The organism is Streptomyces sp. NPDC002044, from assembly GCF_040296725.1.
GTDB lineage: Bacteria > Actinomycetota > Actinomycetes > Streptomycetales > Streptomycetaceae > Streptomyces > Streptomyces antarcticus.
In genome coordinates, this window is record NZ_JBEOXU010000006.1 from 25,739 (window position 1) to 51,340 (window position 25,602).

25 protein-coding genes and 1 tRNA gene are annotated in these 25,602 nt (G+C 72.2%); 12 read left to right on the forward strand and 14 right to left on the reverse strand.

The window, feature by feature from the left end:
- Positions 1-312: 312 nt before the first annotated feature.
- The 7 genes from rho to ABT106_RS02960 form a co-directional block, all read right to left on the reverse strand.
- On the reverse strand, positions 313-2,433 hold the full coding sequence (rho, locus tag ABT106_RS02930; protein ID WP_351271331.1) for a transcription termination factor Rho: 2,121 nt from the start codon (positions 2,431-2,433) through the stop codon (positions 313-315).
- Positions 2,434-2,866: 433 nt separating this feature from the next.
- A complete protein-coding gene (gene thrB / locus ABT106_RS02935; RefSeq protein ID WP_351271334.1) occupies positions 2,867-3,793 on the reverse strand; it encodes a homoserine kinase in 927 nt (308 codons plus the stop codon).
- A gap of 286 nt (positions 3,794-4,079) precedes the next feature.
- Positions 4,080-5,150 (reverse strand): threonine synthase, encoded by a 1,071-nt coding sequence (gene thrC / locus ABT106_RS02940; RefSeq protein ID WP_351271337.1) that lies wholly within the window; start codon positions 5,148-5,150, stop codon positions 4,080-4,082.
- A 6-nt stretch (positions 5,151-5,156) separates the two neighbouring features.
- The gene (locus tag ABT106_RS02945) at positions 5,157-6,461 is read right to left on the reverse strand and encodes a homoserine dehydrogenase (RefSeq protein WP_351271340.1); all 1,305 of its coding nucleotides are present in this window, start codon (positions 6,459-6,461) and stop codon (positions 5,157-5,159) included.
- Between the two features lie 124 nt (positions 6,462-6,585).
- Positions 6,586-7,977, reverse strand: a complete 1,392-nt coding sequence (lysA, locus tag ABT106_RS02950; RefSeq protein WP_351271343.1) for a diaminopimelate decarboxylase — start codon at positions 7,975-7,977, stop codon at positions 6,586-6,588.
- 19 nt (positions 7,978-7,996) lie between these two features.
- Complete coding sequence (nrtL, locus tag ABT106_RS02955; RefSeq protein WP_351271346.1) at positions 7,997-8,941, reverse strand: ArgS-related anticodon-binding protein NrtL; 945 nt, start codon at positions 8,939-8,941, stop codon at positions 7,997-7,999.
- A 93-nt stretch (positions 8,942-9,034) separates the two neighbouring features.
- Positions 9,035-9,508: a response regulator gene (locus ABT106_RS02960; protein WP_502979180.1), complete on the reverse strand. Its 474-nt coding sequence runs from the start codon at positions 9,506-9,508 to the stop codon at positions 9,035-9,037.
- A 106-nt stretch (positions 9,509-9,614) separates the two neighbouring features.
- Between ABT106_RS02960 and ABT106_RS02965 the strand changes: the two genes are divergently transcribed.
- From ABT106_RS02965 to ABT106_RS02990, 6 genes are all read left to right on the forward strand, one after another.
- Positions 9,615-9,686: transfer RNA gene (locus ABT106_RS02965), tRNA-Arg, on the forward strand.
- Between the two features lie 169 nt (positions 9,687-9,855).
- Positions 9,856-10,539 carry a RibD family protein gene (locus ABT106_RS02970; protein ID WP_351271348.1) on the forward strand — a complete coding sequence of 228 codons (684 nt, stop codon included), beginning with the start codon at positions 9,856-9,858 and terminating at the stop codon, positions 10,537-10,539.
- Positions 10,536-10,988, forward strand: coding sequence for a cytidine/deoxycytidylate deaminase family protein (locus ABT106_RS02975; protein WP_351271351.1), 453 nt, complete (start codon positions 10,536-10,538; stop codon positions 10,986-10,988). The genes ABT106_RS02970 and ABT106_RS02975 overlap by 4 nt, the downstream gene beginning before the upstream one ends.
- A 128-nt stretch (positions 10,989-11,116) precedes the next feature.
- On the forward strand, positions 11,117-12,013 hold the full coding sequence (locus tag ABT106_RS02980) for a toll/interleukin-1 receptor domain-containing protein (RefSeq protein WP_351271354.1): 897 nt from the start codon (positions 11,117-11,119) through the stop codon (positions 12,011-12,013).
- Positions 12,014-12,030: 17 nt separating this feature from the next.
- Complete coding sequence (locus ABT106_RS02985) at positions 12,031-12,900, forward strand: macro domain-containing protein (protein WP_351271357.1); 870 nt, start codon at positions 12,031-12,033, stop codon at positions 12,898-12,900.
- Positions 12,901-13,091: 191 nt separating this feature from the next.
- Positions 13,092-14,075: an XdhC family protein gene (locus ABT106_RS02990; RefSeq protein ID WP_351271360.1), complete on the forward strand. Its 984-nt coding sequence runs from the start codon at positions 13,092-13,094 to the stop codon at positions 14,073-14,075.
- 35 nt (positions 14,076-14,110) lie between these two features.
- Here the strand turns inward: ABT106_RS02990 and ABT106_RS02995 are convergent, their stop codons facing one another.
- Positions 14,111-14,437, reverse strand: a complete 327-nt coding sequence (locus ABT106_RS02995; protein ID WP_351271362.1) for a plasmid stabilization protein — start codon at positions 14,435-14,437, stop codon at positions 14,111-14,113.
- A 124-nt stretch (positions 14,438-14,561) separates the two neighbouring features.
- Between ABT106_RS02995 and ABT106_RS03000 the strand changes: the two genes are divergently transcribed.
- Positions 14,562-14,957: a DUF6479 family protein gene (locus ABT106_RS03000; RefSeq protein WP_351271365.1), complete on the forward strand. Its 396-nt coding sequence runs from the start codon at positions 14,562-14,564 to the stop codon at positions 14,955-14,957.
- Positions 14,958-15,012: 55 nt separating this feature from the next.
- Here ABT106_RS03000 and ABT106_RS03005 read toward each other — a convergent pair whose 3' ends face one another.
- On the reverse strand, positions 15,013-15,903 hold the full coding sequence (locus tag ABT106_RS03005) for an ATP-dependent DNA ligase (protein WP_351271507.1): 891 nt from the start codon (positions 15,901-15,903) through the stop codon (positions 15,013-15,015).
- Positions 15,903-16,817: a non-homologous end-joining DNA ligase gene (gene ligD, locus ABT106_RS03010; protein ID WP_351271368.1), complete on the reverse strand. Its 915-nt coding sequence runs from the start codon at positions 16,815-16,817 to the stop codon at positions 15,903-15,905. The genes ABT106_RS03005 and ligD overlap by 1 nt, the downstream gene beginning before the upstream one ends.
- A 31-nt stretch (positions 16,818-16,848) precedes the next feature.
- Here ligD and ku point away from each other — a divergent pair, with 31 nt between their 5' ends.
- Complete coding sequence (gene ku, locus ABT106_RS03015; RefSeq protein ID WP_351271371.1) at positions 16,849-18,015, forward strand: non-homologous end joining protein Ku; 1,167 nt, start codon at positions 16,849-16,851, stop codon at positions 18,013-18,015.
- Positions 18,016-18,126: 111 nt separating this feature from the next.
- Here the strand turns inward: ku and ABT106_RS03020 are convergent, their stop codons facing one another.
- A complete protein-coding gene (locus ABT106_RS03020) occupies positions 18,127-19,086 on the reverse strand; it encodes a nuclease-related domain-containing protein (protein ID WP_351271374.1) in 960 nt (319 codons plus the stop codon).
- Between the two features lie 186 nt (positions 19,087-19,272).
- On the opposite strand from ABT106_RS03020, the gene ABT106_RS03025 reads away from it, so the two are divergent.
- The 3 genes from ABT106_RS03025 to ABT106_RS03035 all read left to right on the forward strand — a co-directional run bounded on the left by ABT106_RS03025 (position 19,273) and on the right by ABT106_RS03035 (position 22,160).
- A complete protein-coding gene (locus ABT106_RS03025; protein ID WP_351271377.1) occupies positions 19,273-19,953 on the forward strand; it encodes a hypothetical protein in 681 nt (226 codons plus the stop codon).
- A gap of 165 nt (positions 19,954-20,118) precedes the next feature.
- Positions 20,119-20,931, forward strand: a complete 813-nt coding sequence (locus ABT106_RS03030) for a hypothetical protein (protein WP_351271380.1) — start codon at positions 20,119-20,121, stop codon at positions 20,929-20,931.
- On the forward strand, positions 20,928-22,160 hold the full coding sequence (locus ABT106_RS03035) for an ATP-binding protein (protein ID WP_351271383.1): 1,233 nt from the start codon (positions 20,928-20,930) through the stop codon (positions 22,158-22,160). Before ABT106_RS03030 ends, ABT106_RS03035 begins: the two co-directional genes overlap by 4 nt.
- A gap of 163 nt (positions 22,161-22,323) precedes the next feature.
- Here ABT106_RS03035 and ABT106_RS03040 read toward each other — a convergent pair whose 3' ends face one another.
- From ABT106_RS03040 to ABT106_RS03050, 3 genes are read right to left on the reverse strand one after another with little or no spacing between them, the layout of a single operon-like run.
- Positions 22,324-22,590 (reverse strand): DUF8847 domain-containing protein, encoded by a 267-nt coding sequence (locus ABT106_RS03040; protein ID WP_351271386.1) that lies wholly within the window; start codon positions 22,588-22,590, stop codon positions 22,324-22,326.
- A gap of 10 nt (positions 22,591-22,600) precedes the next feature.
- Entirely contained in the window at positions 22,601-23,314 is a 714-nt protein-coding gene (locus ABT106_RS03045) for a TetR/AcrR family transcriptional regulator (protein ID WP_351271388.1), read from the reverse strand.
- A gap of 29 nt (positions 23,315-23,343) precedes the next feature.
- A complete protein-coding gene (locus tag ABT106_RS03050; protein WP_351271390.1) occupies positions 23,344-24,273 on the reverse strand; it encodes an AurF N-oxygenase family protein in 930 nt (309 codons plus the stop codon).
- A gap of 169 nt (positions 24,274-24,442) precedes the next feature.
- On the opposite strand from ABT106_RS03050, the gene ABT106_RS03055 reads away from it, so the two are divergent.
- A complete protein-coding gene (locus ABT106_RS03055; protein ID WP_351271393.1) occupies positions 24,443-25,549 on the forward strand; it encodes a ferritin-like domain-containing protein in 1,107 nt (368 codons plus the stop codon).
- The last annotated feature ends 53 nt before the right edge of the window (positions 25,550-25,602 follow it).

Here is a 25,602-nt window from a genome sequence, read left to right on the forward strand (position 1 = left end):
CGGTCCCCTGCGGCCCGCTTCCGGACTGCGGTCCTGTTGACACAGACGGGCGAACGCCGCCCAGGGTTCCACGGCCGCGGGGCCGTCCCGACCCGTGCCCGGAGGGGCACCCCGGGACTCGTACGGCGCGCCCCGCCGCGTCCACCTGGGCTTTTACCCGGGAACGCGGCCCGGAAGCCAAAGGTTCGACCGGATGCACAATGTGGCGAAGGTCGCAATGCCGGCAGGACGACGCACAGCCGCCCCCGCCGCGGGTGCGGCGGGGGCGGCTGTGCTGACGCGGACGGACTCCTGCGGCCTGAGCCGGGGGAATCAGTCGTCGTTCTTGCCCGACGGGGTCGTCTTCGCGATCTGCATCAGGAACTCGGCGTTCGACTTCGTCTGCTTCATCTTGTCGAGCAGCAGCTCGATCGCCTGCTGCGAGTCGAGCGCGTGCAGCACCCGGCGCAGCTTCCAGACGATGGCGAGCTCCTCCGCGTTGAGGAGGATCTCCTCCTTGCGGGTGCCCGACGGGTCGACGTCGACAGCCGGGAAGATGCGCTTGTCGGCGAGCTTGCGGTCGAGCTTGAGCTCCATGTTGCCGGTGCCCTTGAACTCCTCGAAGATCACCTCGTCCATGCGCGAGCCGGTGTCGACCAGCGCGGTGGCCAGGATGGTCAGCGAGCCGCCGTCCTCGATGTTGCGCGCGGCACCGAAGAAGCGCTTCGGCGGGTACAGCGCGGTCGAGTCGACACCACCGGACAGGATGCGGCCGGAGGCGGGCGCCGCGAGGTTGTACGCGCGGCCCAGACGGGTGATGGAGTCCAGCAGGACGACCACGTCGTGACCCAGCTCGACGAGGCGCTTGGCGCGCTCGATGGCCAGCTCGGCGACGGTGGTGTGGTCCTCGGCCGGGCGGTCGAAGGTCGAGGAGATGACCTCGCCCTTGACCGACCGCTGCATGTCGGTGACCTCTTCCGGACGCTCGTCGACCAGGACGACCATCAGGTGGCACTCGGGGTTGTTCACGGTGATCGCGTTGGCGATCGCCTGCATGATCATGGTCTTGCCGGTCTTCGGCGGGGCCACGATCAGGCCGCGCTGGCCCTTTCCGATCGGCGACACGAGGTCGATGATGCGGGTCGTCAGCACGCCCGGGTCGGTCTCCAGACGGAGCCGGTCCTGGGGGTACAGCGGGGTCAGCTTCTGGAACTCAGGGCGGCCCCGGCCGGATTCGGGCGCCATGCCGTTCACCGAGTCCAGCCGCACGAGGGCGTTGAACTTCTCGCGGCGCTCGCCGTCCTTGGGCTGGCGCACGGCACCGGTGGTGTGGTCGCCCTTGCGGAGCCCGGCCTTGCGGACCTGCGCGAGGGAGACGTACACGTCATTGGGACCGGGCAGGTAGCCCGAGGTCCGGATGAACGCGTAGTTGTCGAGGATGTCGAGGATGCCCGCGACGGGGATCAGGACGTCGTCGTCGGCGACCTGCGGCTCGCTGGGGGCGAACTCGTCACGGCCGCGACGGCCACGGCGGTCGCGGTAGCGGCCGCGCCGGCCGCGCCGGCCGTCCTCACCGTCGAAGTCGTCCTGCGGGCCGTTGTCCTGACGGTCCTGGCGCTGCTGGCCCTGACCCTGGTTCTGGCCCTGCCCCTGGCCCTGGCCGCGGCCGCCCTGCTGCTGGCGGTCGGCGCGCTCGGCACGGTCCTGACGACCGCCCTGAGCACCCTGGCCCTGGCCGCCCTGACCCTGGGCACCCTGGCCCTGGTCGTCGGCCTTGGCACCGCGGTCGCGGCGGTCGCGCTGGCGCTCGGCACGGTCGCCGCGGTCGTTGCCGCGGTCCCGGCGCTCGCGCCGGCCGCGGCCCTCGCCGTCCTGCGCGGAGACGGCGGTGGCCGCCTCCGCCTTGGCGTCGGTCTGCGGAGCGGCCGTGGTGGCGGCCTCGGCCACGGGGGCCTCGGTCTTCTGCTCGACCTGTACGGCGGAGGCGGTCGCGGTCTCCGGGCTGCCGGAGGGGGCCGTGGCCCGGCGGCGGCGTCGCTCGCCGGCCGGGGCGTCCTCGCTGGCGGGCTGGCCCGGGATCTCGATCTGGGCCTGCGCCGCGGCGGGCTTCTCGGCGGGCGCCTCGGCGGCCGCCTCACCCGTACGGGCCTTGCTGGTGGCACGGCGCTTCGGCTTGGCCTCGGCGGTGTCGGCGGCGCCCGCCGCCGCGGAGGACGCGGCCTTGGGGGCACTGCCTCCCGCCTGCGCCTCCTTGATGACCTCGATCAGCTGGCTCTTGCGCATCCGCGCGGTGCCCCTGATACCGAGGCCCGACGCGACCTGCTGCAGCTCGGCCAGAACCATGCCGTCCAGGCCGGTGCCGGTGCGGCGGCGCTTGGTAGCGGCGCCCGCGGCGGGGGCACTGGCGTCGACAGAGGTGTCGGCAGCGCCCATCAGATCGGTGGTGTCGCTCACGAAGGGTCCTTCCCTGGAGCGGACGTCGGCCTGTCTGGCTCGGCGACCGGTTGTGCTGTCCGACAGCAGTCCTAGGTGTGGACCGTGCCGGGGCGGTGGTCCGCCGATAGAGATACGGCGGAGAGAAACGTGCAAGTGCGTGGGTGTTCCGGCGAGAAGCCCCCGAGCTGGAAGCGTGGGAATGTCACGCCGATTCCGGAGCGTGCTCGAAACTGCTGGAAGTGATCAAAGCAGTCGGGGAGGCTCCCGGAGAAAAGGTGGTCCCGAATGGGGACACTGAGCACCGAGCCATGGCGGCTTCGGATGCTCACTTGAGACTAACACTACCGGATCCAACAGACATTCCCCCTCTCCATCACCGGCAACAGCGCCCTTCGGCGCGGGCGGCCTGCCCGGCCGCCCGCCCCTGACCGGCCGCCTTGGCGGACACCCCTTAGCCCCCCTGGGTGCCCAGGGGAAGCACGCTGGCGCCCGCGGCGTCGAGGGCGAGCCGGTTGGCGGCCCACCCCTCGCCCGCGAGCTGCGCGACCTTGTCGGCCGCACCGTTGTCGACCAGCGCGAGGACCGTGGGGCCCGCGCCGGAGATCACCGCGGGGATGCCGTCCGCCCGCAGTCGTGCCACCAGTGCCACGCTCTCGGGCATCGCCGGGGACCGGTAGTCCTGGTGGAGGCGGTCCTCGGTGGCCGGCAGCAGCAGCTCGGGACGCCTGGTCAGGGCCTCCACCAGCAGCGCCGCGCGACCCGCGTTGGCGGCCGCGTCCACGTGCGGGACCGTGCGCGGCAGCAGGCCGCGCGCGGTCTCGGTCAGGACCGGCTTGGAGGGGACGAAGACCACCGGAACGATGGAATCGGCGGGGTCCATACGGATCGCCTTGGCACTGCCCCCGTCCATCCATGCCAGGGTGAAGCCGCCGAGCAGACAGGCGGCGACGTTGTCGGGGTGGCCCTCGATCTCGGTCGCGAGCTCCAGCAGCGCCGCGTCGTCGAGCTTGGCCTCGCCGCCTATGGTCACGGCGCGGGCGGCGACGATGCCGGCGCAGATCGCGGCGGAGGAGGAACCGAGGCCGCGCCCGTGCGGGATGCGGTTGGCGCAGACGACCTCGAGGCCGCGCGGCTGCCCGCCCAGCAGGTCGAAGGCGGTGCGCATGGAGCGTACGAGCAGGTGGCGCTCGTCCCGCGGGAGGGTGTCGGCGCCCTCGCCCGCGATGTCGATGTTCAGGCCGGAATCGGCCACCCGGACGACGACGTCGTCATAGAGCCCCAGGGCCAGGCCCAGGGCGTCGAAGCCGGGGCCGAGATTGGCACTGCTGGCGGGAACGCGCACCCGTACGGCGGCGGCGCGGAACGCTGGACCGGCCATCGTCCGATGACACTCCTTGTGACTGTGCGAGATCTACGCTGGCTCGCTGCGAATGTACTGCAGAACGTACGACACCCGAAGGCCCCCGGGGCAGCACCGCACGTCATGTGCGCGGTGGCGGATGTGGGGACAGCGTATCGAAGGAAGGTTCCCCCGCGACATAGGGCGCACAGGAGGCGCACGATGCGTGTCGCGGACCCGGCCGGCGCTTTTGTCGTCGTACGGGGTGAGTTGCCGGGTTCCGGGGGTCACGGGGACCCCCGGAACCCGGCCCTCGGGCCGGGTCTCAGACCAGGCCGAGCCGGACGGCCGCGGCCTCGGCGTCCACCGGAATGGTGACGGGCTGCGGGGCGCCCGCGACGGCCCAGTCGGGGTCCTTCAGGCCGTTGCCGGTGACGGTGCACACGATCGTCTGGCCGGGGTCGACCAGGCCCAGCTCGGCGGCCTTGATCAGGCCGGCCACCGAAGCGGCCGAGGCGGGCTCGACGAAGACGCCCTCCTGGGAGGCCAACAGCCGGTAGGCGGCCAGGATCTGACGGTCCGTGACCTCGTCGATGAACCCGCCCGACTCGTCGCGTGCGGCGAGCGCGTAGTCCCAGGAGGCCGGGTTGCCGATGCGGATCGCGGTGGCGATGGTGTGCGGCTCCTTGACGACCTCGCCGCGCACGATGGGCGCGGACCCGGAAGCCTGGAATCCCCACACGCGGGGCGTACGGGAGGCGAGGCCGTCGGCCTTGTACTCCTTGAAGCCCTTCCAGTACGCGGTGATGTTGCCGGCGTTTCCGACGGGCAGCACGTGGATGTCGGGGGCGTCGCCGAGCGCGTCGACGATCTCGAACGCGGCCGTCTTCTGCCCCTCGATGCGCACCGGGTTGACCGAATTGACCAGCGCCACCGGGTAGTTGTCGGACAGCGCGCGGGCCAGGTCGAGGCAGTCGTCGAAGTTGCCGTCCACCTGGAGGATCTTGGCGCCGTGGACCAGGGCCTGGCCCATCTTGCCGAGCGCGATCTTGCCGCGGGGCACGAGCACCGCGCAGACCATCCCGGCGCGCACCGCGTAGGCGGCGGCGGAGGCCGAGGTGTTGCCGGTGGAGGCGCAGATGACCGCCTTGGCGCCCTCCTCCTTGGCCCGGGTGATCGCCATGGTCATGCCGCGGTCCTTGAAGGACCCGGTGGGGTTCGCCCCTTCGACCTTGAGGTGCACCTCGCAGCCGGTGCGCTCGGAGAGCACCTGCGCGGGGACCAGCGGCGTGCCGCCTTCGCGGAGGGTGACCACGGGAGTCTTGTCCGTCACCGGCAGGCGGTCCCGGTACTCCTCGATGATGCCGCGCCACTGGTGGGTGGGATTGCTGCTCATGGGTCCTTACTCCCCTTCAACGCGCATGATGCTGGCGACACCGCGGACGGTGTCCAGCTTCCGCAGCGCCTCGACGGTCCCGGAGAGGGCGGCGTCGGGCGCACGGTGGGTGACGACGACGAGGGAGGCCTCATTGCCGACCCCGTCCGGACGTCCTTGCTGTCGTACCGTGTCGATCGACACGCCGTGCTCGGCGAAGGTGGTCGCGACCTGGGCGAGGACGCCCGGCTTGTCCGCCACGTCGAGGCTGATGTGGTAGCGGGTGACGACGTCGCCCATGGTGCTGACCGGCAGCTGGGTGTACGCGGACTCACCCGGCCCCGTCGCCTCGGCGAGCTTGTTGCGGCAGACGGCGACGAGGTCGCCCAGCACCGCGGACGCGGTCGGCGAGCCGCCGGCGCCGGGCCCGTAGAACATGAGCCGCCCGGCGGCCTCGGCCTCGACGAACACCGCGTTGTACGCCTCGCGGACGGAGGCCAGCGGGTGCGTCAGCGGGATCATCGCGGGGTGGACGCGGGCGGTGACGGACGCGCCGTCGGCGGCGCGCTCCAGGATCGCCAGCAGCTTGATGGTGCAGCCCATCCGCTTGGCGGAGGCGAAGTCGGAGGCGCTGACCTCGGTCATGCCCTCGCGGTAGACGTCGTCGAGGCGGACCCGGGTGTGGAAGGCGATGCCGGCGAGGATCGCGGCCTTGGCGGCGGCGTCGTAGCCCTCCACGTCGGCGGTCGGGTCGGCTTCGGCGTACCCGAGGGCGGTGGCCTCGTCGAGGGCCTCCTGGTAGCCGGCGCCGGTGGAGTCCATCTTGTCGAGGATGAAGTTCGTCGTGCCGTTGACGATGCCCATCACACGGTTGATCTTGTCGCCGGCCAGGGACTCGCGCATCGGGCGGACCAGCGGGATCGCGCCGGCGACGGCGGCCTCGTAGTAGAGGTCCCGGCCGTACCGCTCGGCGGCGGCGTGCAGCGCGGCGCCGTCCTGGGCCAGCAGCGCCTTGTTCGCGGAGACGACCGACGCGCCGTTCTCGAAGGCGGTGGTGATGAGGGTGCGGGCCGGCTCGATCCCGCCGATGACCTCGATGACCACGTCGATGTCACCGCGTTTGAGCAGGGCGGTCGCGTCCGTGGTGATCAGCGCGGGGTCGATGCCCTCGCGCACCTTCGAGGGGCGGCGTACGGCCACGCCGACGAGCTCGACGGGCGCGCCGATCCTCTGCGTGAGGTCGTCGGCGTGCGTCGTCATGATGCGCGCCACCTCTGAGCCGACCACTCCACAGCCCAGCAGCGCCACCTTCAGCGGACGCGTACGCATCATTCGACCTACGCCTTTCGATCTTCCAGCATGAAACCGCGCGCGGATCGCACGCCGGTCGTGAACCAGTCTCACTCAATGGACAGCACTTTCCATCCTCGGTCCATTGAGTGAGACGTCTATTTCATCATCCGAGGTCGAGTCGCAGGAGATCTTCCTCCGTCTCGCGCCGGACGATGACCCGGGCCTCGCCGTCGCGCACGGCGACGACCGGCGGGCGCAGCGCGTGGTTGTAGTTGCTGGCCATCGAGCGGCAGTAGGCGCCGGTCGCGGGCACGGCGAGCAGGTCGCCTGGGGCCAGGTCGGCGGGCAGGAACGCGTCCTTGACGACGATGTCCCCGCTCTCGCAGTGCTTGCCGACGACGCGGACGAGCATCGGCTCGGCGTCGGAGGTGCGGGAGACGAGCGCGATGGAGTACTCGGCGTCGTACAGGGCCGTCCGGATGTTGTCGGACATGCCGCCGTCGACGGAGACGTACGTCCGCAGTCCCTCCAGCGGCTTGATCGTGCCGACCTCGTAGAGGGTGAACGCGGTCGGGCCGACGATGGCCCGGCCGGGCTCGACGGAGATCCGCGGGGCGCGCAGGCCGGAGCTCTCGCACTCGCGCGCCACGATCTCGTGGAGGGCCTTGGCGATGTCGTGCGGCTCGGCCGGGTCGTCGGAGGAGGTGTACGCGATGCCGAGGCCGCCGCCGAGGTCGATCTCGGGGAGCTCGACGCCGTGCTCGTCGCGTACGGCGGCCAGCAGCCGCACGACGCGCTTGGCGGAGACCTCGAAGCCGGCCATGTCGAAGATCTGCGAGCCGATGTGGGAGTGGAGGCCGAGCAGCTCCAGGCTGTCGTGGCCCAGCGTGCGCCGGACGGCCTCGGCGGCGGACCCGTCGCCCACGGCGATGCCGAACTTCTGGTCCTCGTGCGCGGTCGCGATGAACTCGTGGGTGTGCGCCTCGACGCCGACCGTGACCCGGATCTGCACGGGCTGGCGTACGCCCAGCTCACGGGCGATGTGCGCGACGCGGGCGATCTCCTGGAAGGAGTCGAGGACGATGCGGCCCACGCCGGCCTCGATGGCGCGGGTGATCTCGGCGACGGACTTGTTGTTGCCGTGGAGGGCGATGCGCGCGGCGGGCATGCCGGCGGCGAGCGCGGTGGCCAGCTCGCCGCCCGAGCAGACGTCGAGGTTGAGGCCCTCTTCACACAGCCACTTCACTACGGCCTTGGAGAGGAACGCCTTGCCCGCGTAGAAGACGTCGGCGTCCTTGCCGAACGCGAGGGCCCAGGCGCGGCAGCGGGCGCGGAAGTCCTCCTCGTCGAGGAAGTAGGCGGGGGTACCGAACTCCTCGGCGAGCCTGGTCACTTCGATCCCGCCGACGACGGCGACGCCGTCCGCGTTGCGGTGGACGGTCCGGGCCCAGACCTTCTCGTCGAGGACGTTCAGGTCCGCGGCGGGCGGGGAGTAGTGCCCCTCGGGCATGACGTCGGCGTGGCGGGGCCCGGCGGGGTGCGCGGAACGGCTCATCGGTATCTCTCTTCGCGGGTCACAGGCGTTCGGGTGCGTCGATGCCGAGCAGGGCCAGGCCGCCGGCCAGCACCGTCCCGGCGGCTTCGGCGAGGGCCAGCCGGGCGCGGTGGGCGGCCGAGGGTTTCTCGTCCCCCTGGGGCAGGACGCGGTACTGGAAGTCGAGGAGCGCGTCGGCCAGCTCGACGAGGTGCCGGGCGAGGCGCTCGGGCGCCCGGTGGTGCGCGGCGGCTTCGAGGACCAGCGGGTGGTCGGCGAGGACCCGCAGCAGCGCGGGGGCGTCGTCCACCTCCCCGGCGGCGGGCCCGAAGCCCAGGTCGCGGGCGTTGCGCAGGAGGGCGCGGCTGCGGGCGTGGGCGTACCGCACCCGGAAGAACTCGCTGTCCTCGCCCTGGACGAGCAGCCGGTCGGAGAACTCGGGCGTCTCGCGGGCCGGTACGGCGAGCACGGCCCAGAGCACGGCGCCGGCCCCGTACCGGGCGAGGACGTCGCCGTCCCGCCCGGCGAGGGGCGCGGCGGCGGGGGGCGCGGCCGGGGTGTCGTCCCGGCGGCCCTGGGTGCGCTGGATGCGTACGACGGCCTCGCGCACGGCACGCTCGCGCAGCCCGGGCGTCCCGCCGACGGGGGCAATCGGGCCGGGGCGCGGCGCGGTCACGGAGGCGATGATCCGGGGGGCGGACAGGGCCGGCAGCACGAAGTTCACGAACCCGGGGCCGGTGACCTCGACGCGCTCGATCCCGGGGACGCCGCCCAGCCGGCGGGCCAGCACGGCCGCGACGTCGGCGGGCCGCATGCGGGCGCCCTTGGCGATCTGGAAGGCGACGGGCGAGGCGTACTCCCCCACTCCCCCGGGCCGTGTCCGCTCGACGACCACCCGCTCGGGCGGGATGCCGCCCAGTTCCCCGTCCTCGACGGCGCAGCGCACGGCGTGCGCGACGGTACGGGGGAGGTCGGCGGGGTTCACGGGACCAGCCTAGGCGAGACACCCCCACGTCACGCCAAGGGTTTCGCCATGTGAACAGGTGCCGCCCGCGGGCGGGCCGGCCGTCACGGGGAACTACCCCCGGCCCCTTCCGGCGGGGGCCCCTTTCCTGCCGTCGCGCCGGTCCTTGCGCTCGACCAGCCGCCGCACGACGCGCACCAGCTCGGCGGGCTCGAAGGGCTTGGCGACGAAGGCGTCCACCCCGGCGGCGATGCCGGCCTCGACCTCGTACTGCGTACAGGCGCTGACGATGGCGACGGGCAGGTGCCGGGTCCGCGGATCGGCCCGCAACTGGGCGGCGGCACCGAACCCGTCGAGCCGCGGCATGACCACATCAAGGGTGATGGCGTCGGGACACACCCGGTGCACGACGTCCAGGCACTCGACACCATCGTTCGCGGTCACGACCTCGAAGCCCTCCAGCTCGAGATTGACCTTGATCAGCTGCCGGATGACCTTGTTGTCGTCGACAACAAGCACCCGGCCCGAGACGCCTGGCACAACTCGAGAGTAGGTCCGCCGAGGCTCCCGCGTCCGGGCTTTCGCCACTTCCGCCCCCTCCGGGCGACGCACCCCGCTCCCCCCGCCGAATCCGTTCCTGATCACCCCGGGCGAGCTGGTAGTGTTCAACCCGTCGCCGCAAGTCGGCGGACGCGCCCCCGTAGCTCAGGGGATAGAGCAACGGCCTCCGGAGCCGTGTGCGCAGGTTCGAATCCTGCCGGGGGCACTCCAGCCGGAACATCGCGATCGCATCGCCGACCAGCTGAAGTGCCAAGCATGAAGGCCCGAACTCAGTCCAACTGAGTCCGGGCCTTTGTCGTTGTCCCACACTGTTCCCGGGTGAGGCCCGAGCCGGCTCGCCCTCCGCACCGACCAGCACTCGGAGGAGACTCCCGATGCCCCGCCCGTACGTTCTGCTCAGCGTGGCCGCCTCGGTGGACGGCTGCATCGACGACACCGGCACCTCCCGTCTCCTCCTGAGCAACTCCGAGGACTTCGACCGGGTCGACCAGGTGCGTGCCGAGTCGGACGCCATCCTGATCGGCGCCGCCACGATGCGGTCCGACAACCCGCGGCTGCTGGTGAACAGCGAGGAGCGGCGCGCGGCGCGGCTGGCGGCGGGCAAGCCCGCCTATCCGCTCAAGGTGACCGTCACCGCGAGCGGGGAACTGGGCGCCGGCCTGAAGTTCTGGCACCACGGCGGCGAGAAGCTCGCGTACACCACGGACGCGGGCGAGAAGAAGCTCCGCGAGGAACTGTCGGGTCTGGCGGACGTGGTCTCCACGGGCCCGGCCATCGACTTCGGGGCGATCCTGGACGACCTCGGCGACCGCGGTGTAGAGCGGCTGATGGTGGAGGGCGGCGGACGGATCCACACCGCGTTCCTCTCCCAGGGTTTGGCGGACGAGATCCACCTCGCCATCGCACCCCTGGTCGTCGGTGACGCGGACGCCCCCCGCTTCCTCAACCCGGCCGCCTACCCGGGCGGCTCCACCCGCCGGATGCGCCTGGCCGAGGCGCGCACGCTCGGCGACGTCGTCCTTCTCCGTTATCTGCCCAAGCAGGAGGGTTCCGCGTGACGCACGCAGAAGACGTGACCTGGATGGAGCGGGCGATCGAGCTCTCCCGGCAGTGCCCGCCCGCGGAGGGCGCCTTCTCCGTCGGCGCCATCGTCGTCGGCCCGGACGGCACGGAACTCGCGCGCGGCTACTCCCGGGAGACCGACGCGCACGTCCACGCCGAGGAATCGGCCCTGGCCAAGCTCCCGTTGGACGACCCCAGCCTGGCGGGGGCAACCCTCTACAGCACCCTTGAACCCTGCTCGGAACGCAAGTCCCGCCCTCTGACCTGCACCCAGCTCATCCTTCGCTCCCCGATCCGGCGCGTGGCCATCGCATGGCGTGAGCCGAGCCTGCTGGTGGCGGACTGCGTGGGGGTGGAGACCCTTCGCGGCGCCGGCGTCGAGGTCGTGGAGCTCCCCGGCCTGACCGACCGGGCGCGCGCGGTGAACGCTCACCTCCTGCCGTAACCGGCGCGGTCGGCATCCGCACGTGCGCCAACGGCCGCGTGTGCGCCGCTTCATGCCGAACCACGGGACACGCTGCCGCGCCACGCGACATCATGGTCTTCCGTGCCGGTCATCAGGGGGATGAACACGTGAAGATCTTCATCAGCTGGTCCGGGGTGGCCTCCAGGAAGTGTGCGGAAGTACTCCGGGGCTGGCTGCCGTACATGAACCCGTCGATCACTCCGTTCGTTTCGTCCCAGGACATCTCGAAAGGAGAACGGGGACTGATCACGATCGCCACCGAGCTGAAGGACTGCTCTTTCGGGATCGTCTGCGTCACACGCGAAAACCAAGCGGCACCCTGGATCAATTTCGAGTCGGGAGCCATCTCGCGCGAACTGGGGGAAGGAATGCTCGCCCCGTTCCTCGTCGACATGCCCATCAGGGACCTCTCCAGTCCTCTGGCCCAGTTCCAGGCGACCGACAGCACGAACAGTGAAGACGTGTGGGCCATGGTGAAGAGCATCAATGCCAGGTGTTCCGTGACGGTCGATTCAGAACGACTCCGCACCACCTTCGGACGTTTCTGGGGCGACCTGGAGATCTCACTCAACGAACTGCGAAAGGAATCCCCCAAGAACGACCTGCCAGAAAGGGAGACCTCGGACATCCTGAACGAACTCGTGGGCCTGGTGAGGGAGCAGTCTTCCCGGGTCAACAACCTGGCGTCATTGATCGCCCATGCCGACGAGTCACGCCATCAGTACGTGATCAACGAGCCCCGCGAGGTCACGATCAATCGCGAGGAGACGCGGCCCTCCCCCGCGAAATCGGAATATCTGGCGCGCCAGGTCCAGCGCATGCTCGGACCCGAAGCCGTCGTCAAGTGCAGGGCGTTTACCCATGGAATCAGCGTCCAATGCTCCGAACATGGATTCATCAGAGCCCTGGAGATCCGTGAAGAACTGGAGAGCCTCGCCGTGAAGTCACAGCTGTTCATCGACATCAACACGGAAAGCGAAAAGCTCTCCTTCCCGCCCTTCTAGCCCGGACGGAGGCAACCGTGAGGTCGATTCGCCGGTTGATGGCCGCTTACGGGACCAGGCGGGGATGGGTTCTCCTCTTCCAGAACTCCTCGGTTGCCTTCGCCGCTCTCGCCGGAACGATCCAGCTCTTCCTGACCGTTCGCCCCACCCCCGAGCTTCAGGGCGGCAGCACACTGGCGGGAGTCGCACTGCTCTCCCTGGCCTGGGGTGTGGTGTTTTCCGCTCCCCGCACATCGGTCAGCCGCTCTTTCACCCACCCTTCCTTCACCGTCACGGTGAAGGAAGGCGACTTGTTCGACGAAGAGGGCGGACTCGTGGTCGGCTTCACCGATGTGTTCGACACATCGGTCGAGGGAGGCGACATCATCTCCCCTCGCAGCGTGCAGGCTCAGTTCATGAGGAACGTGTACGCCGATGACGAACCGCTCCTCTCCCGCGACTTGGCCGTCGCGCTGAGCAACGTCCCCGTCCGAAAGGTCGAGGACCCCACGGACAAGCCCAGAGGGAAGAGAGAGCGCTACCCAGTAGGCACGGTGGCCGTACTCGGCAGAGACGGGCGGAAGTACTACTGCGTCGCCTACTCCACGATGACCAACGACCTCATCGCGAAATCCAGCGTGGACCAGCTGTGGAACAGCCTGAACGAGCTGTGGTCCGCCGTCGCGTCGAACGGCCACCGCGAGGCGATCTCCATGCCCGTGCTCGGATCGGATCTCGCACGGGTCAACAGCCTCGACCGCGAAAGCCTGGCCAAGATGATCATCCTTTCCTGCGTCTCCAAGTCGCGACAGGAGCCGCTGGCCGAATCGATCACGCTGGTCATCCCCCCGAAAGACATGGAAGAGATCGACATGAACGAGATGTCGGCGTTCATCAACTCGCTCTGAAAGCCTCGCGGACACGGGCTCTGATCGCCGGGTGGTTCCGGTGGTCTGTACGAGGGAGGTGGGGTGGGGTCTGTGGGTTTGGGGGGTGGGGTCGGGCCGGGGGCGTGCATAGGGTGGGCAGTGAGGCCGCATCGTGCCGTTGACCTGGCGCTTTGCGGGGAGTGAGCTCGCAGAGGGATGGGGCGGCGCGGATGCGTGAGCTGGTGGAGACGGCGCAGCGGTGGGCGGCCGAGGGGCGGGCCGGGTTCCTGGCCAGGCCCGTCACGGAGCAGGGTTTCGGGCCGCGGGACCCGGCCGGCGCCGTGCTGATAGACGGTCGCGGCGAGTGCGTCGGGGCGCTGTACAACGGGGTGTTCGACGCCGAGCTGGCCGCTGAAGCGGCCGCCCTGCCCGACGGGCGTACCGCCCGGGTGTGCGAGGTGTCGGTGGCCGGAGCGGAGGCGGTCGGGGCCCGGCTGACCTGCGGCGGGTCCGCCGAGATCCTGCTCCAGCCGCTGTCCGCGGTACCCGCCGAGTGGTGGGAACTGCTCGGGCAGGGGGCCGGGGTGGCGCTGGTGACCCGGCTGAACGAGGCCGCCGACCAGGCGGTCAGCGAGGTCGTACGGGCCGTCGACGCCCCCCGTGACGATGCGGAGCGGCGGGCCGGGGAGCTGCTCGCCACCCGGCGGCCCGGGCGGGACGCGCTGTACGGGCAGTCCGGGCTGGTGCTCGTGGAGGCGTACCCGTCGGCCCCGTACCTGGTCATCGGCGGGGGCGGGGAGCTGGCCGACGTCATCGGGCGGCAGGCCGCGCTGCTGGGCTGGGGCGCGGTGACCGTGGAGGACGGGGCGACGGCCGGGAAGCTGCTGTCCGATCACCGGGACGCCGCCTGCCTGGTGATGCTCAGTCACGACCCGGACTTCGATGTCCCGGCCCTGCGGGACGCACTGGCGCTCGGCGTCCCGTACGTGGGGGCGCTCGGTTCCCGGCGGACGACCGCACGGCGCCGCGAGGGGCTGGTCGCCGCCGGGGTGGGTGAGGCGCGGCTGGCGCTGGTGCACGGTCCGATCGGGCTGGACCTGGGGGCGCGTACGCCCGCGGAGACGGCGCTCGCGATCTGCGCCGAGATCCTGGGCGTGCTCGGCGGGCGCGAGGCCCGGGCCCTGCGGGACTCGGACGGCCCGCTGCGCGGCTGACTCCCCGCTCCGGCCGGCACGAGGTGGCGCGCGGCTCAGGTGTCGCCGAGGGCGCGCGCCAGCTGTGCCTTGTTCATGCCCGAGCGGCCGTGGATGTTGCGGCGCTTGGCCTGCGCGTAGAGCTGGTCGTACGTGGGGCCCCGCGCCCCGGAGTGGGAGTGCAGGCCGCCGCGCCGCGACGAGGACATGTCGTCGAGGGACTCCTTGCTCGCGGTCTCGGACTCACCGGCGCGGGCGCGTTCCTTGTTGACCGTGCGGGCGGCGATCTCCTCGGCTTTCTTCTCGGGCTCGCCGCGCCGCTCGGCGCTCTCCTTGATGTGCTCGTACTGGCGTTCACGCTTGGGGGAAGATCCGCGGGGCATGGCCGCCCTCCTCTGGTCATCGCTGTGCCGCTGTGCACCGGGTGCCTTCGCGCTTACCCCGGATGCAGCAAGCCATCCACTCCAGAACAGCGCATAACGGATCAAAGTGCGAGAAAATATCCGTATGGACTCGACCCTGAGCGTGGACTCGACCCTGACCGACATCGCGTGGTTCGCGGTCGTGGGGATCGCGGTGGTGGGCTTTCTGCTCGGCGCCTTCTGGCTGGGCAAGAAGGTGCGGGCACAGGAACCGGCCCCGCCGTCGGCGGAGAGCCAGCCCCACCTCCCGGAGGGAGGGGCGGTGTACGAGGTCCGCGAGGAGCGGGAGCACGTGGAGTTCCCGGAGAGCGGCCTGCGCCCGCACGAGATGCAGGGCTACGGGAACTTCGGCTCGACCACCCACAGCCACCAGGCCGAGGCCCGCGCCGAGCGGGAGTCCGGATACGAGCACGTGGAGGGTCCGGGACCGCATCCGCAGCCGGGCTCTCCTCCCAACTCGGGGCGCGGCGCCCACGAGTAGGCCGTCCTCCCGGACACTTCCCTCCGGACGGACCTCTGACCCGCCCCCGCGCGGGTCAGAGGTCCGTCCGGAGGCGGAGGACCTCCGGAGGCGGGTGGCGGGCCGACGTGTGCCGCACCTCCGCGGCGAGCGGAGGGTCCAGCGGCCGGAACGGGACCTCGCCGAGACCGATGGCGGTGACCGTGGCCGGCGCCCCGGCCGGGGGCGCCTGCGCCCGCCCCGCCACCGCCCGCGCCACCTCGGCGCGCAGGGCCGCGGTCAGCGGGCTCGACACCACCGGGGTCTCGTCCGCGCCGGGCAGTGCGAGAACCAGGGCGAGCGGGCGGCGCGGGGTGCCCGTGTAGCCGACCACCGCCGCGTCCCGCACGTGCGTGTGCCGGAGCTTGGTCCAGCCGCGCCGCCCGGCCGGGTAGGGCTGGTCCAGCCGTTTGACGACCAGGCCCTCGATGCCGCTGGCGGGCAGGGTTTCGTACCAGGTGGCCGCCAGTTCGGGGTCGGTCGTCATCGGGACCGGCTGCAGCGGCGGGCCCAGGGGCAGCAGCAGGTCGACCAGGAGCGCCCGGCGGCGTTCGTACGGGAGTCCGCGCACGTCCAGCCCGGCCAGCTCCAGGACGTCGAAGGCCGCGTACGAGGCCGGCAGGCTCCGCGCCAGGACCGCGGCGCGCGCGGCGGTGGCCGCGGCCCGGCGCTGGACGAGCGCGAAGTCGGTGCGGCCGGCGTGCCAGACGACCACCTCGCCGTCGAGCACCGTCCCGGCGGGCAGGGGCAGGGCGGCGGCGGCCAGGTCGGGGAAGGCGGCGGTGACGATCCGGCCGGAGCGCGCCTGGAGGACGACGTCCGCCGCCGAGCGCAGCACGACGAGGCGGTGCCCGTCGAACTTCGGCTCGTACGCGAGGCCCGCCCCGCGGGGCAGGGTCCGTACGGCGGCCGCCAGCGCGACGCGGATCACGGCCGGGGCCCGGCCGGCCGGGGGCGGCCGGGGAGCCGCCCGGCCCGGTTGAGGTTGATCAGGGGGCCGAAGAGGTCTCCGTCGAGGGCCAGCCGCGGCGCGATGTCGTCGGCGAGGAAGACCAGGTCGGAGGCGGTCCGGCAGTCGGCGACCTCGTCCCAGGAGACGGGAGCGGAGACGGTGGGCCGGGGCCGGGCGCGCAGGGTGTACGGCGCGGCGGTGGTCTTGGCGGCGGCGTTCTGGCTGTGGTCCACGAACACCTTGCCGGGGCGCAGGGCCTTCGCCATGCGGTGCACGACCAGGTCGGGGAGCTCGCGCTCGGCCTCCTGCGCGAGCTGTTTCGCGTACGCCGACACCTGCTCGGAGGGGGTCGGCTCCAGGGGAACGGCCAGGTGCAGGCCCTTGGAGCCGGAGGTCTTGGCGTAGGCGTGCAGTCCGTCGGCGGCGAGGCGCTCGCGCAGCCACAGGGCGGCGGCGCAGCACTCGACGACGCCGGCGGGCGGGCCGGGGTCGAGGTCGAGGACCATCCGGTCGGCGACGGCGGGGCTGCCGGCCGTCCACTGCGGAGTGTGGAACTCCACGACGAGGTTGGCGGACCACATGAGGGTGGCCATGTCGGCGACGACGACCTGTTCGGCGGCCGAGTCCTCCGAGCGGGGCACGGGGGTGGTCTTCACCCAGGCGGGCGTACCGGGCGGCGGGTTCTTGGTGAAGAAGCGCTGGCCGTCCGGACCGTCGGGATAGCGCAGGAAGGACACGGGCCGGTTGTGGATGTGGGCGAGGAGGGAGCCCGCGACCGTGGCGTAGTAGTGGAGCACCTCGCCCTTCGTGAAGCCGGTCTCCGGGTAGATGACCTTGTCGAGATTGCTGAGCGCGATGCGACGGCCCTCCACCAAAGTGATCGGCGTCATACGATGAGATTGCCACGAAACAGGAGGAACCGTGCGATCCATTTGGAACGGGGCGATCTCCTTCGGCCTGGTCAGCATTCCGATCAAGCTCGTGAACGCCACCGAGAGCCACTCGATCTCCTTCCGCCAGATCCACCTCGCCGACGGCGGGCGGGTCCGCTACCGCAAGGTGTGCGAACTGGACGGCGAGGAGGTGTCGGGCGCCGAGATCGGCAAGGGGTACGAGGAGGCCGACGGGTCGATCATCCCGATCACCGACGACGACCTCGCCCAGTTGCCGCTGGCCACCGCGAAGACGATCGAGATCATGTCGTTCGTGCCCGCGGAGGAGATCGATCCGCTGCAGATGGACGCGGCGTACTATCTCGCGGCGAACGGGGCGACGGCGGCGAAGCCGTACACGCTGCTGCGGGAGGCGCTGAAACGGAGCCGGAAGGTCGCGATCGCCAAGTACGCGCTGCGGGGCCGGGAGCGGCTGGGCATGCTGCGGGTGGTCGACGACGTGATCGCGATGCACGGGCTGCTGTGGCCGGACGAGATCCGGGCGCCCGAGGGCGTCGCCCCGGAGGGTTCGGTGTCGGTGCGGGACGCCGAACTCGACCTGGCGGACGCGCTGATGGCGACGCTCGGCGAGGTGGAGATGGCCTCGCTGCGCGACGACTACCGGGAGGCCGTGGAGGCGATGGTCACGGCGAAGGCGGGCGGGGCGTTCGAGCCGTCGGAGGTGACGGCGGAGCCGGCCGGCGGGCAGGTGATCGATCTGATGGCCGCGCTGGAGAAGAGCGTACGGGCGGCCAGGGCCTCCCGCGGCGAACCGGGGTCCGGTGCGGAGCCGGAGGGAGTGGCGGGCGCGGGATCGGGCACGGGCACGGGCGCGGGTACGAGTGCCGGCGCCGGTGCCGGTGCCGAGGTGACGCCGATCCGGCGCAAGGCGGCGGCCGCCTCGCCGAAGGCGGTCGGCGGGAAGAAGTCGACGGCGGCGTCCGCGAAGAAGCCGGCGTCGGCGGCGACGAAGAAGACCACCGCGACGACGGCGGCCAAGGCGGGGAAGTCCGCCGCGAAGCCGACGGCGGCCAAGTCTGCGGCGGTCAAGTCGAGCGCGGTCAAGTCCACTTCGGCGAAGTCCGCAGCGGCCGCGAAGAAGACCGCCACCGCGAAGAAGGCCGCCCCGACAGCCCGGAAGCGCACCTCCGCCTGACGCGCGGTCCCGGAGACCGGCGCCCGGGGGTACCTGGGCGCCCCGGGCCGCGGCGCCCCCGGGCCGCGGCGCCGACCGTCCGGCGTCCGGGTCTCCACTGCGGCGCGACCCTCAGGCGTCGCGGGCAGGGCGGGGCTTCCCGGGCACGCCCGAGGGGGCCTGCAGCCAGGTCCGGGCGTCGCGGGCGAGGGCGAACAGGGCCTCCACGGCCGGGGGTTCGAGGGCGGCGGGCAGGCTGCCGAGGTCCGGGGCGACCGTCCGGGGCTGGAGGACGCGGAGGTCGCGGACGGTGGGCGCCACCTCGACACGGGAGGCGTCGTCCACGGCCAGGGCTCCGGTGACGCGGACCGCCGGGACCGGCCCGGACCGGGCGCCGGCGGCGCGGGACATCAGGGGCGGCGCGGAACCGTCCGCGGCAGCGCGGGACGACAAGGTCAGCGCCGAAACGTCCGCGGCAGCGCGGGACGACAAGGTCAGCTCGGCGCGGACCGCGGCGAGGCGGGCCCAGCGGGGGTCCGGGCGGGGGTCCGCCCGGCCGACGGCGATCAGGAGGTCGCCGACCGCGGCGCGCCGGCCCCGGGCCGGGACCGTACGGACGCAGAAGATCCCCGCCGGGCCGATGAGCAGGTGGTCGATGAGGCCGAGGCCGGGCAGCGGGACGCAGTGCAGGATCCGCCAGCCGCGCGCTTCCAGGGCGTCGAAGGCGTCGCCCGACCGTTGTCGGGCGGCCAGGTCCCGGCGGAGCCGGTGGCGCGCCCGGGTGCCCGCCGTTCCGTGGTCCAGCTCGCCCATCAGGTTCTCGCCGGGTCGGTTGGGTGCCAGGTCCGCGTCCGGCGGGAGTTCGAGGCTCCGCAGTTGCGCCGCCGTGGGCACCGGGGGCGGGCCGATGGAGACGGCGCCGGTCAGGAACGGCCGCAACACCCGCACGACGGCGTCGCGCTGCTCGTCCGCGAGGACGCTGATCCGGTTGGCCTGCCGGTCGTACCAGGCCACCGCCCGCCCGTCGGGCAGGTTCACGTACAGCCGCCCGTGACCGGGCCGTCCGCTCGGTACGACCCTGAGTCCCCTCATCTCCCTCACCCCCGCCGTCCATGGGAGCAGCCGGGTCGCCCGGGGGCAATCCCCCGGCGGTGTAACGACTCCGCCGGAACCCTGCGACGCCGCTGTTACACGAACGGGGCCCTGCCGCAACGGCCGCCGCCTACGTTTGTCCCGTCTGGACACGCCAGGCCCTGAACAGCGTCGAAGGACTTCCCCGTGAGCACCGTCAGCCGCCGCACTCTCGTTCGCGCCGCCGCCGTGACCGTCTGCGCCGGAAGCCTGCTGGCCCTCCCCGCGGCCGCGGCGCTCGCCGAGGGTGTGCCGGCCGCCGCGTCCGCGCACTCCGCGGGCCCCCAGCGGACGCTGCTCAAGAGCCTCTCGCTGGCGGACGGCGTCTCCACGGCGAAGGTGTACCGCGTCGGCAAGGGCGCGTACGAGGCCGACATCCTGACCGAGGACGGCGCCACGGCCGCCACCTTGACCAGCCGCGACGGGATCGCCGGCACCGGCGGCGCCGGCGACCTGCGCGCTTCGCTGGACGCGGACGGCCGGCTGACCTCCTGGGTGGGCGAGGCTCCCGCGCGGGGGGCCGGGCACGCCGTCGCGGGCGACGGGCACAAGACCGGCACCCGGAGCGGTCAGGTCGTCCCGGTCTCCGTCCCGGCCCCGGGAGCCGCTTCCGGATCCGCTCCGGGATCCGCCTCCGCGACGCGTACGGGCGAGGCCGGCGGCAGCCGCGTCGTCGCCACCGGGCCGGTCGACGCGCTGCGTCTGAACACGCTGGCCGACGAGCCGGGCGAGGGCGTGCTGCTGCTCGCGGCGGGCGGCGGGATCGCGGCCGTCGGCGCCGCCGGACTCGGCTTCGCCATGCTGCGGCGCGGGCGCACCGAGGGCTGACGCGCAGGTCACCGGGCTCTCGGCCGTCCACACGGGGGCGGTGGGCAAAAAGGACGTACCTCCGCATAAGGTTGACGCTACGGATGCCGGTCCTGATGCCGGTGCCGGATCCCGGTGCCGGTTCCCGGAGGCCGGATCGCCAAGGACTGGAGGACGCGGGGCCCTGTGAAGTCGTACCTCCCGTTCCGCACGCCTCGCCGGCCCTTCCGCCCTTGCCGGGCGCTCCGGCGCCCGGTCGCGGGCCCCGCGCTGCTGGCGTGCTGCCTGCTGCCCGTCCTGGCGGGCTGCGGCGACGGTGGCGGGCTGGCCGCGGCGGGTTCCACGCCCACGGCGAGCGGCCCCGTCCACCTGTGGCCCGAGCGCCGGGGGGCGGCCGTACCGCCCGCCGACCCGGGTGGTGCGCCCCCGGAGTACGTCCAGGGGATCGCGCCCGTCCGGAACCAGAACGTGCGCGAGGTGGATCCGGTGGCCATCGTCCGGGCGGAGGTGCGCGCGCACGCGAACGCCGACGTCGGCGCGGACGGGATGCCCGCCGGGACGGCGGCGGCGATCGAGGCGTGCGGAACCGGGGAAGGCACCGGGGACGGCACCGGCGAGGGCGCGGCGTGCCCGGTCCTGACGCCGTACTACCGCGACCTGACCGGCAACGGCCGGGACGAGCTGATCGTCGGCATCGAGCTGCCGGACCGGATGATGTCGGTACGGGTGTACACGGCGGACCCCGACGGCCGGCTCAACCGGATCATGGCGACCACGGACACGGTCATCGGCGTGGAGCTGGCCGCGCGGGACGTGATCCTGCGGGTGCCCAGCGGGAACAACGGGTACGAGCTGATCACCGCCTGGTCCTACGACGAGAAGCAGCGCACCATGCTGCCCACGCGCGAGCAGATCGTACGGGTGCCGTCGGCTCCGCGGACCGCGGCCTCCACCCCGCCGCCCGGGCCCGCCACCGCGCCCGGGCCCAGCGCGCCGTGAACCTGCGGCTGCCCGCGTGGACGGCCACGCTGACCTGGAAGTCCGCGTGCTTCATCGTCGTGATGTGCTGCTCGCTGGCGGCCGTACTCGGTGCGCTCGTGCATGTGGAGGTGACCCGGCAGACGGTGGCGACGGCCCGGGAGAAGGCGCTGGTCAAGCTGCAGGACGTCTCCCACGCCTACGAGGCGGGCGAACCCCTGCCGCCCGAGTCCGGGCTCGATCCGGACGCGCTTCCGCCGGAGCTGCGGGCGCTGGCCCTCGGCGGGCACCGCGGGACGGTCGTGGGCGACGACCGGGGCCGCCCGACGATGTGGGCGGCCGCGCCGGCGGACGGCCGGGTGCTGGCCACCGCCGTCGACTACGGGCAGAGCGCGCGGACGATCAGCGGGCTCGACAACGCGATCATCGGCTCCTCGGTGCTGGCGATCGGCGGAACGCTGCTGGTGGGCGCCTTCGCGGTGACCCGGGTGACACGGCGGCTGCACCAGACGGCGACGGTGGCCCGGCGGATCACGCAGGGCGACCTCGACGCGCGGGTGGGCGATCCGCGGACCAAGGACCCCTCGCGGCACCAGGACGAGGTGGCGACGGTGGCCGGGGCGCTGGACACGATGGCGGGGAGCCTCCAGTCGAAGCTGGAATGCGAGCAGCGGTTCACGGCGGACGTGGCGCACGAGCTGCGGACGCCGCTGACCGGCTTGCAGGCGGCGTCGGAACTGCTGCCGGAGGGGCGGCCGACGGAGCTGGTGCGGGAGCGGGTGCGCACGATGCGCCAGCTGACCGAGGACCTGCTGGAGATCTCCCGGCTGGACTCGGGCAGCGAGGCGGTGGACACGGACCTGCACCAGCTGGAGCGGCTGGTACGGCGGGTGGTGCGGGCGTCGGGGACGGACACGGAGGTGGTCGTGGTCCGGGACGCGCACGTGGAGACCGACCGGCGGCGGCTGGAACGGGTCCTGGGGAACCTGGTGGCGAACGCGCACAAACACGGGCGGCCGCCGGTGGTGGTGACGGTGGACGGGCCGGTGGTGACCGTACGGGACCACGGGGACGGGTTCCCGGACTACCTGGCGGCGCACGGTCCGCAGCGGTTCCGCAGCGGGGGGAAGGGGCACGGCCTGGGCCTGACGATCGCGGCGGGCCAGGCGGAGGCGATCGGGGCCCGGCTGGTGTTCCGCGCGGCGGAGGGCGGCGGCGCGGTGGCGGTCCTGACCCTGCCGGGACCCTGACGGGGCCGGGCGGGGGGGCGGGCGCGGGGGCTGGGCGGGTCCGGGGCCGGGCGGTCCCGGGGGCTGCCGCGAAGCACCCCTGCCCGGCGGTGCCCCTGCCCGGCGGTGCCCCCGCCCGCGGCCGTGCCCCCGGCCGCTCCCGCTCCCGGTGGAGGAGCGGGCCTCAGGGGCGGGGGGTTCTGGTCCAGGGCCAGCGGGGGCGGGGTTTGGTGCCGTCGGGGCGGAACGCGTACTTCCACCCCTTCTGGAGCCCGAGCCGTTTCGAGTACCCCGACGGGACCCGCTCGTAGAGCAGCACCGTGGGCGGGGCGCCGGGCGCGGGGACCGGGATCTCGTACCACTTCGGGGGGTGCCCGGTCAGGCCGAGGATCACCGGCAGGACCCTGCCGTCCATCGGGCCGCCCTCGAAGGGGGTCGCTTGGCTTCTCACCCCACCAGTGTCACAGCAGGTGGGCGGCCTCGGAGACCACGGGCATCACGCGGCGGGCCAGGACTCCGACCGGCCCGTCGGCCGACTCCAGGGCGAGGGCGGCGCGGGCCGCGGCGGCCGTCTCGGGGTCGGTGGCGGCGGTGGCGGTCAGCAGGGCGATGAACTGGTCCACCAGCCAGTCCCGGAGCGAGTCGACGTCCGGCTGTTTGCCCTCGTCGATCCAGATGAGCGAGGCGGCCTCGACCGCGGTGATCCACGTACGGACCATCATCCGCAGCCGGGGGCCCGGCGCCGGGGTGCCCAGGTGGTAGAGGATCTGCTCGGCTGCGGCCCGGCGGATGCCGTCCACCGTGGCCGTCGTACGGGAGGTTTCCACGACGCTGCCGCCCTGCAGGAGGGCGGAGAAGCCGGCGTGGTGCTCGTCGACGAAGGCCAGGTAGCGGTCCAGGGCCCGGGAGAGCCGCCGGGTCAGGGGGCCGTCCTGGGGCTCGGCGAAGCACAGTTGGAGGATCTCCGCCGCCGAGCGCAGGGCGGCTTCGTACAACTGCTGCTTGCCGCCGGGGAAGTAGCGGTACACGAGCGGGCGGGACACGCCGGCGGCCTCCGCGACGTCGTCCAGCGAGACGTCCTCCGGCGCCCGGTGCGCGAACAGCGAGAGGGCGGCGTCGAGGAGTTGGGCTCGCCGCTCCTCGACGCCCAGTCTGCGGTAGGCGCGTACGGTCATGTCCGCAGGGTAGCCCGGCGGACGTGACCTCAGGCCAGGAGTCCGGAGCTCTTCCACAGCTTGCGGCCGACGCCGCGCAGGATGCCGATGTCGTCGAGGAAGTCGGTGAGCCGCTTGGAGCCGGCCTGCATGACCTCCCGCCGGTGGCCGCTGGCCTTGACCTGGGCGACCGCTTCGTTGCGCTCCAGTCCGATGTTCTCGTACACGGCCGGGTTCACGAAGGCCAGCGAGAAGACGCGGGCGGCCTCGCCGCAGCTGATCCGGGTCAGCTCCTGCTCCCAGCGCGGGGCGGTGAGCATCTGGCGGCGCAGCTCCTCGCGGGCGTAGCGGACGTGCCGGGCCTCCTCGATGACGTGGATCCGGGTCACGCCGCGGACCAGCGGCTGGATGCGCTCGTCCGGGAAGGTCAGGCGCTGCATCCAGTCGAGGATCTCCTCGCCGAGGAGGGTGCAGGCGAAGGAACCGGGGGTGGTGGAGACCGTCTTGAGGATGCGCGCGAGGTTGTGGTTGGTGCGGGAGACCGGGTACTCGGGGGCTCCGCCCTTCTGGATCATGCGGGCGAACATCATCGAGTGGCGGCACTCGTCGGCTATCTCGGTGAGGGCGTAGCGGACGTGGTTGCTGGTCAGCGACTTGTCGTAGATGTGCCGGACGAGGAGCTGCATGAGGATGATCTCGAACCAGATGCCGAGCGAGCCGAGCGCCGCCGCCTCGTGGCGGGAGAGTTCGATGCGCTGCTCCTCGCCCATCTTCTTCCAGAGCGGGGTGTCGTAGAGGGAGAGGAGTTCCGGGGGCCAGTAGTACTTGCCCTCGATGGGCGGGGCGTCCCAGTCCAGTTCCTTGTCGGGGTCGAAGGAGTGCTTGGCGGAGGATTCGAGGAGCCGCTCGGCGATCTGCTCGCGGTCCTTGAGCAGGCCGAGAGCGTCCCTCAGGGCGGCTCGATCGGTCACCGTCGTCATGGCTTCGGGCACCTCGTTCATTGGGTTACCGGCGGTCACTCCTTATGAGACTGCTTGTCAGCAAGGCCGTCAATCCCTTGCGCACGACTTGTTGACCCCGCGTCTACCAACGTGTGACGCTGCCAACTGTCCGCTCCTGTACGGAAGTACGTGACGCGAGGTGGTGCCAGTGTCGACACACGAGCTCTACACCAACGATCCGGGCGCGGGAGTCTGGCAGATTCCCGCCTCCGGCTCGGCCCGTTTCAGCTGGGAGTACGACGGCGGCCGCGAACGGCTCCTCGCGCTCTACCAGAAGGGCAAGGACAAGCAGTGGGACGGTGCCAAGCGCATCGACTGGAACATCGAGGTCGACCCGTACGACCCGCTGGGCACCCCGGACGACGTGCTGACCCTGTACGGGACCAGGCACTGGGCCAAGCTCACCGAGAAGGACAAGGGCGAGCTGCGCCGGCACTACGCGGCCTGGAACTTCAGCCAGTTCCTGCACGGCGAACAGGGCGCGATGGTGTGCGCGGCACGGATCGTGGAATCGGTGCCCGACCTGGACGCGAAGTTCTACTCCGCCACCCAGACCATGGACGAGGCCCGCCACGCGGAGATCTTCGGGCGGTTCCTGCACGAGAAGGTCGGGATGCTGTACCCGGTCAACGACAGCCTTCAGGGGCTGCTCGGCGACACCCTGCGCGATTCCCGGTGGGACATGCCGTACCTCGGGATGCAGGTGCTGATCGAGGGCCTGGCCCTGGCGGCCTTCGGCATGATCCGCGACACGACCGACAAGCCGCTGCCGAAGCAGATCCTGGCGTACGTCATGCAGGACGAGGCCCGGCACGTGGCCTTCGGGCGGATGGCGCTGCGGGACTACTACCGCCAGCTGACGGACGCCGAGCGGCGCGAGCGCGAGGAGTTCGTGATCGAGGGCTGCTACCTGATGCGGGACCGGCTGCGCGGGGTCGAGGTGCTGGAGAACTTCGGGATCTCCCGGAAGGAGGCGGAGGAGTTCAGCGAGCAGTCGGAGTTCCTGCACCTGTTCCGGAAGCTGCTGTTCAGCCGGATCGTGCCGTGCGTCAAGGACATCGGGCTGTGGGGCGAGCGGCTGCAGAAGGCGTACCTGGACATGGGCGTCTTCGAGATGGGCGACTCCAACCTGGACCTGCTGATGAGCCAGGACGAGGAGATCGCGGAGGCGCTGGACCGCGAGCGGTTCGCGGCGGAGGAGGCCGAACGCGTGGCGGAGGTCGGGGCCGCGATCGTCTCGGGCACCGAAACCTGACACCTGGCCCGGGGCTGGGGGGCCGGACCCGGGGCTCGGGGGCCGCGGCTCGG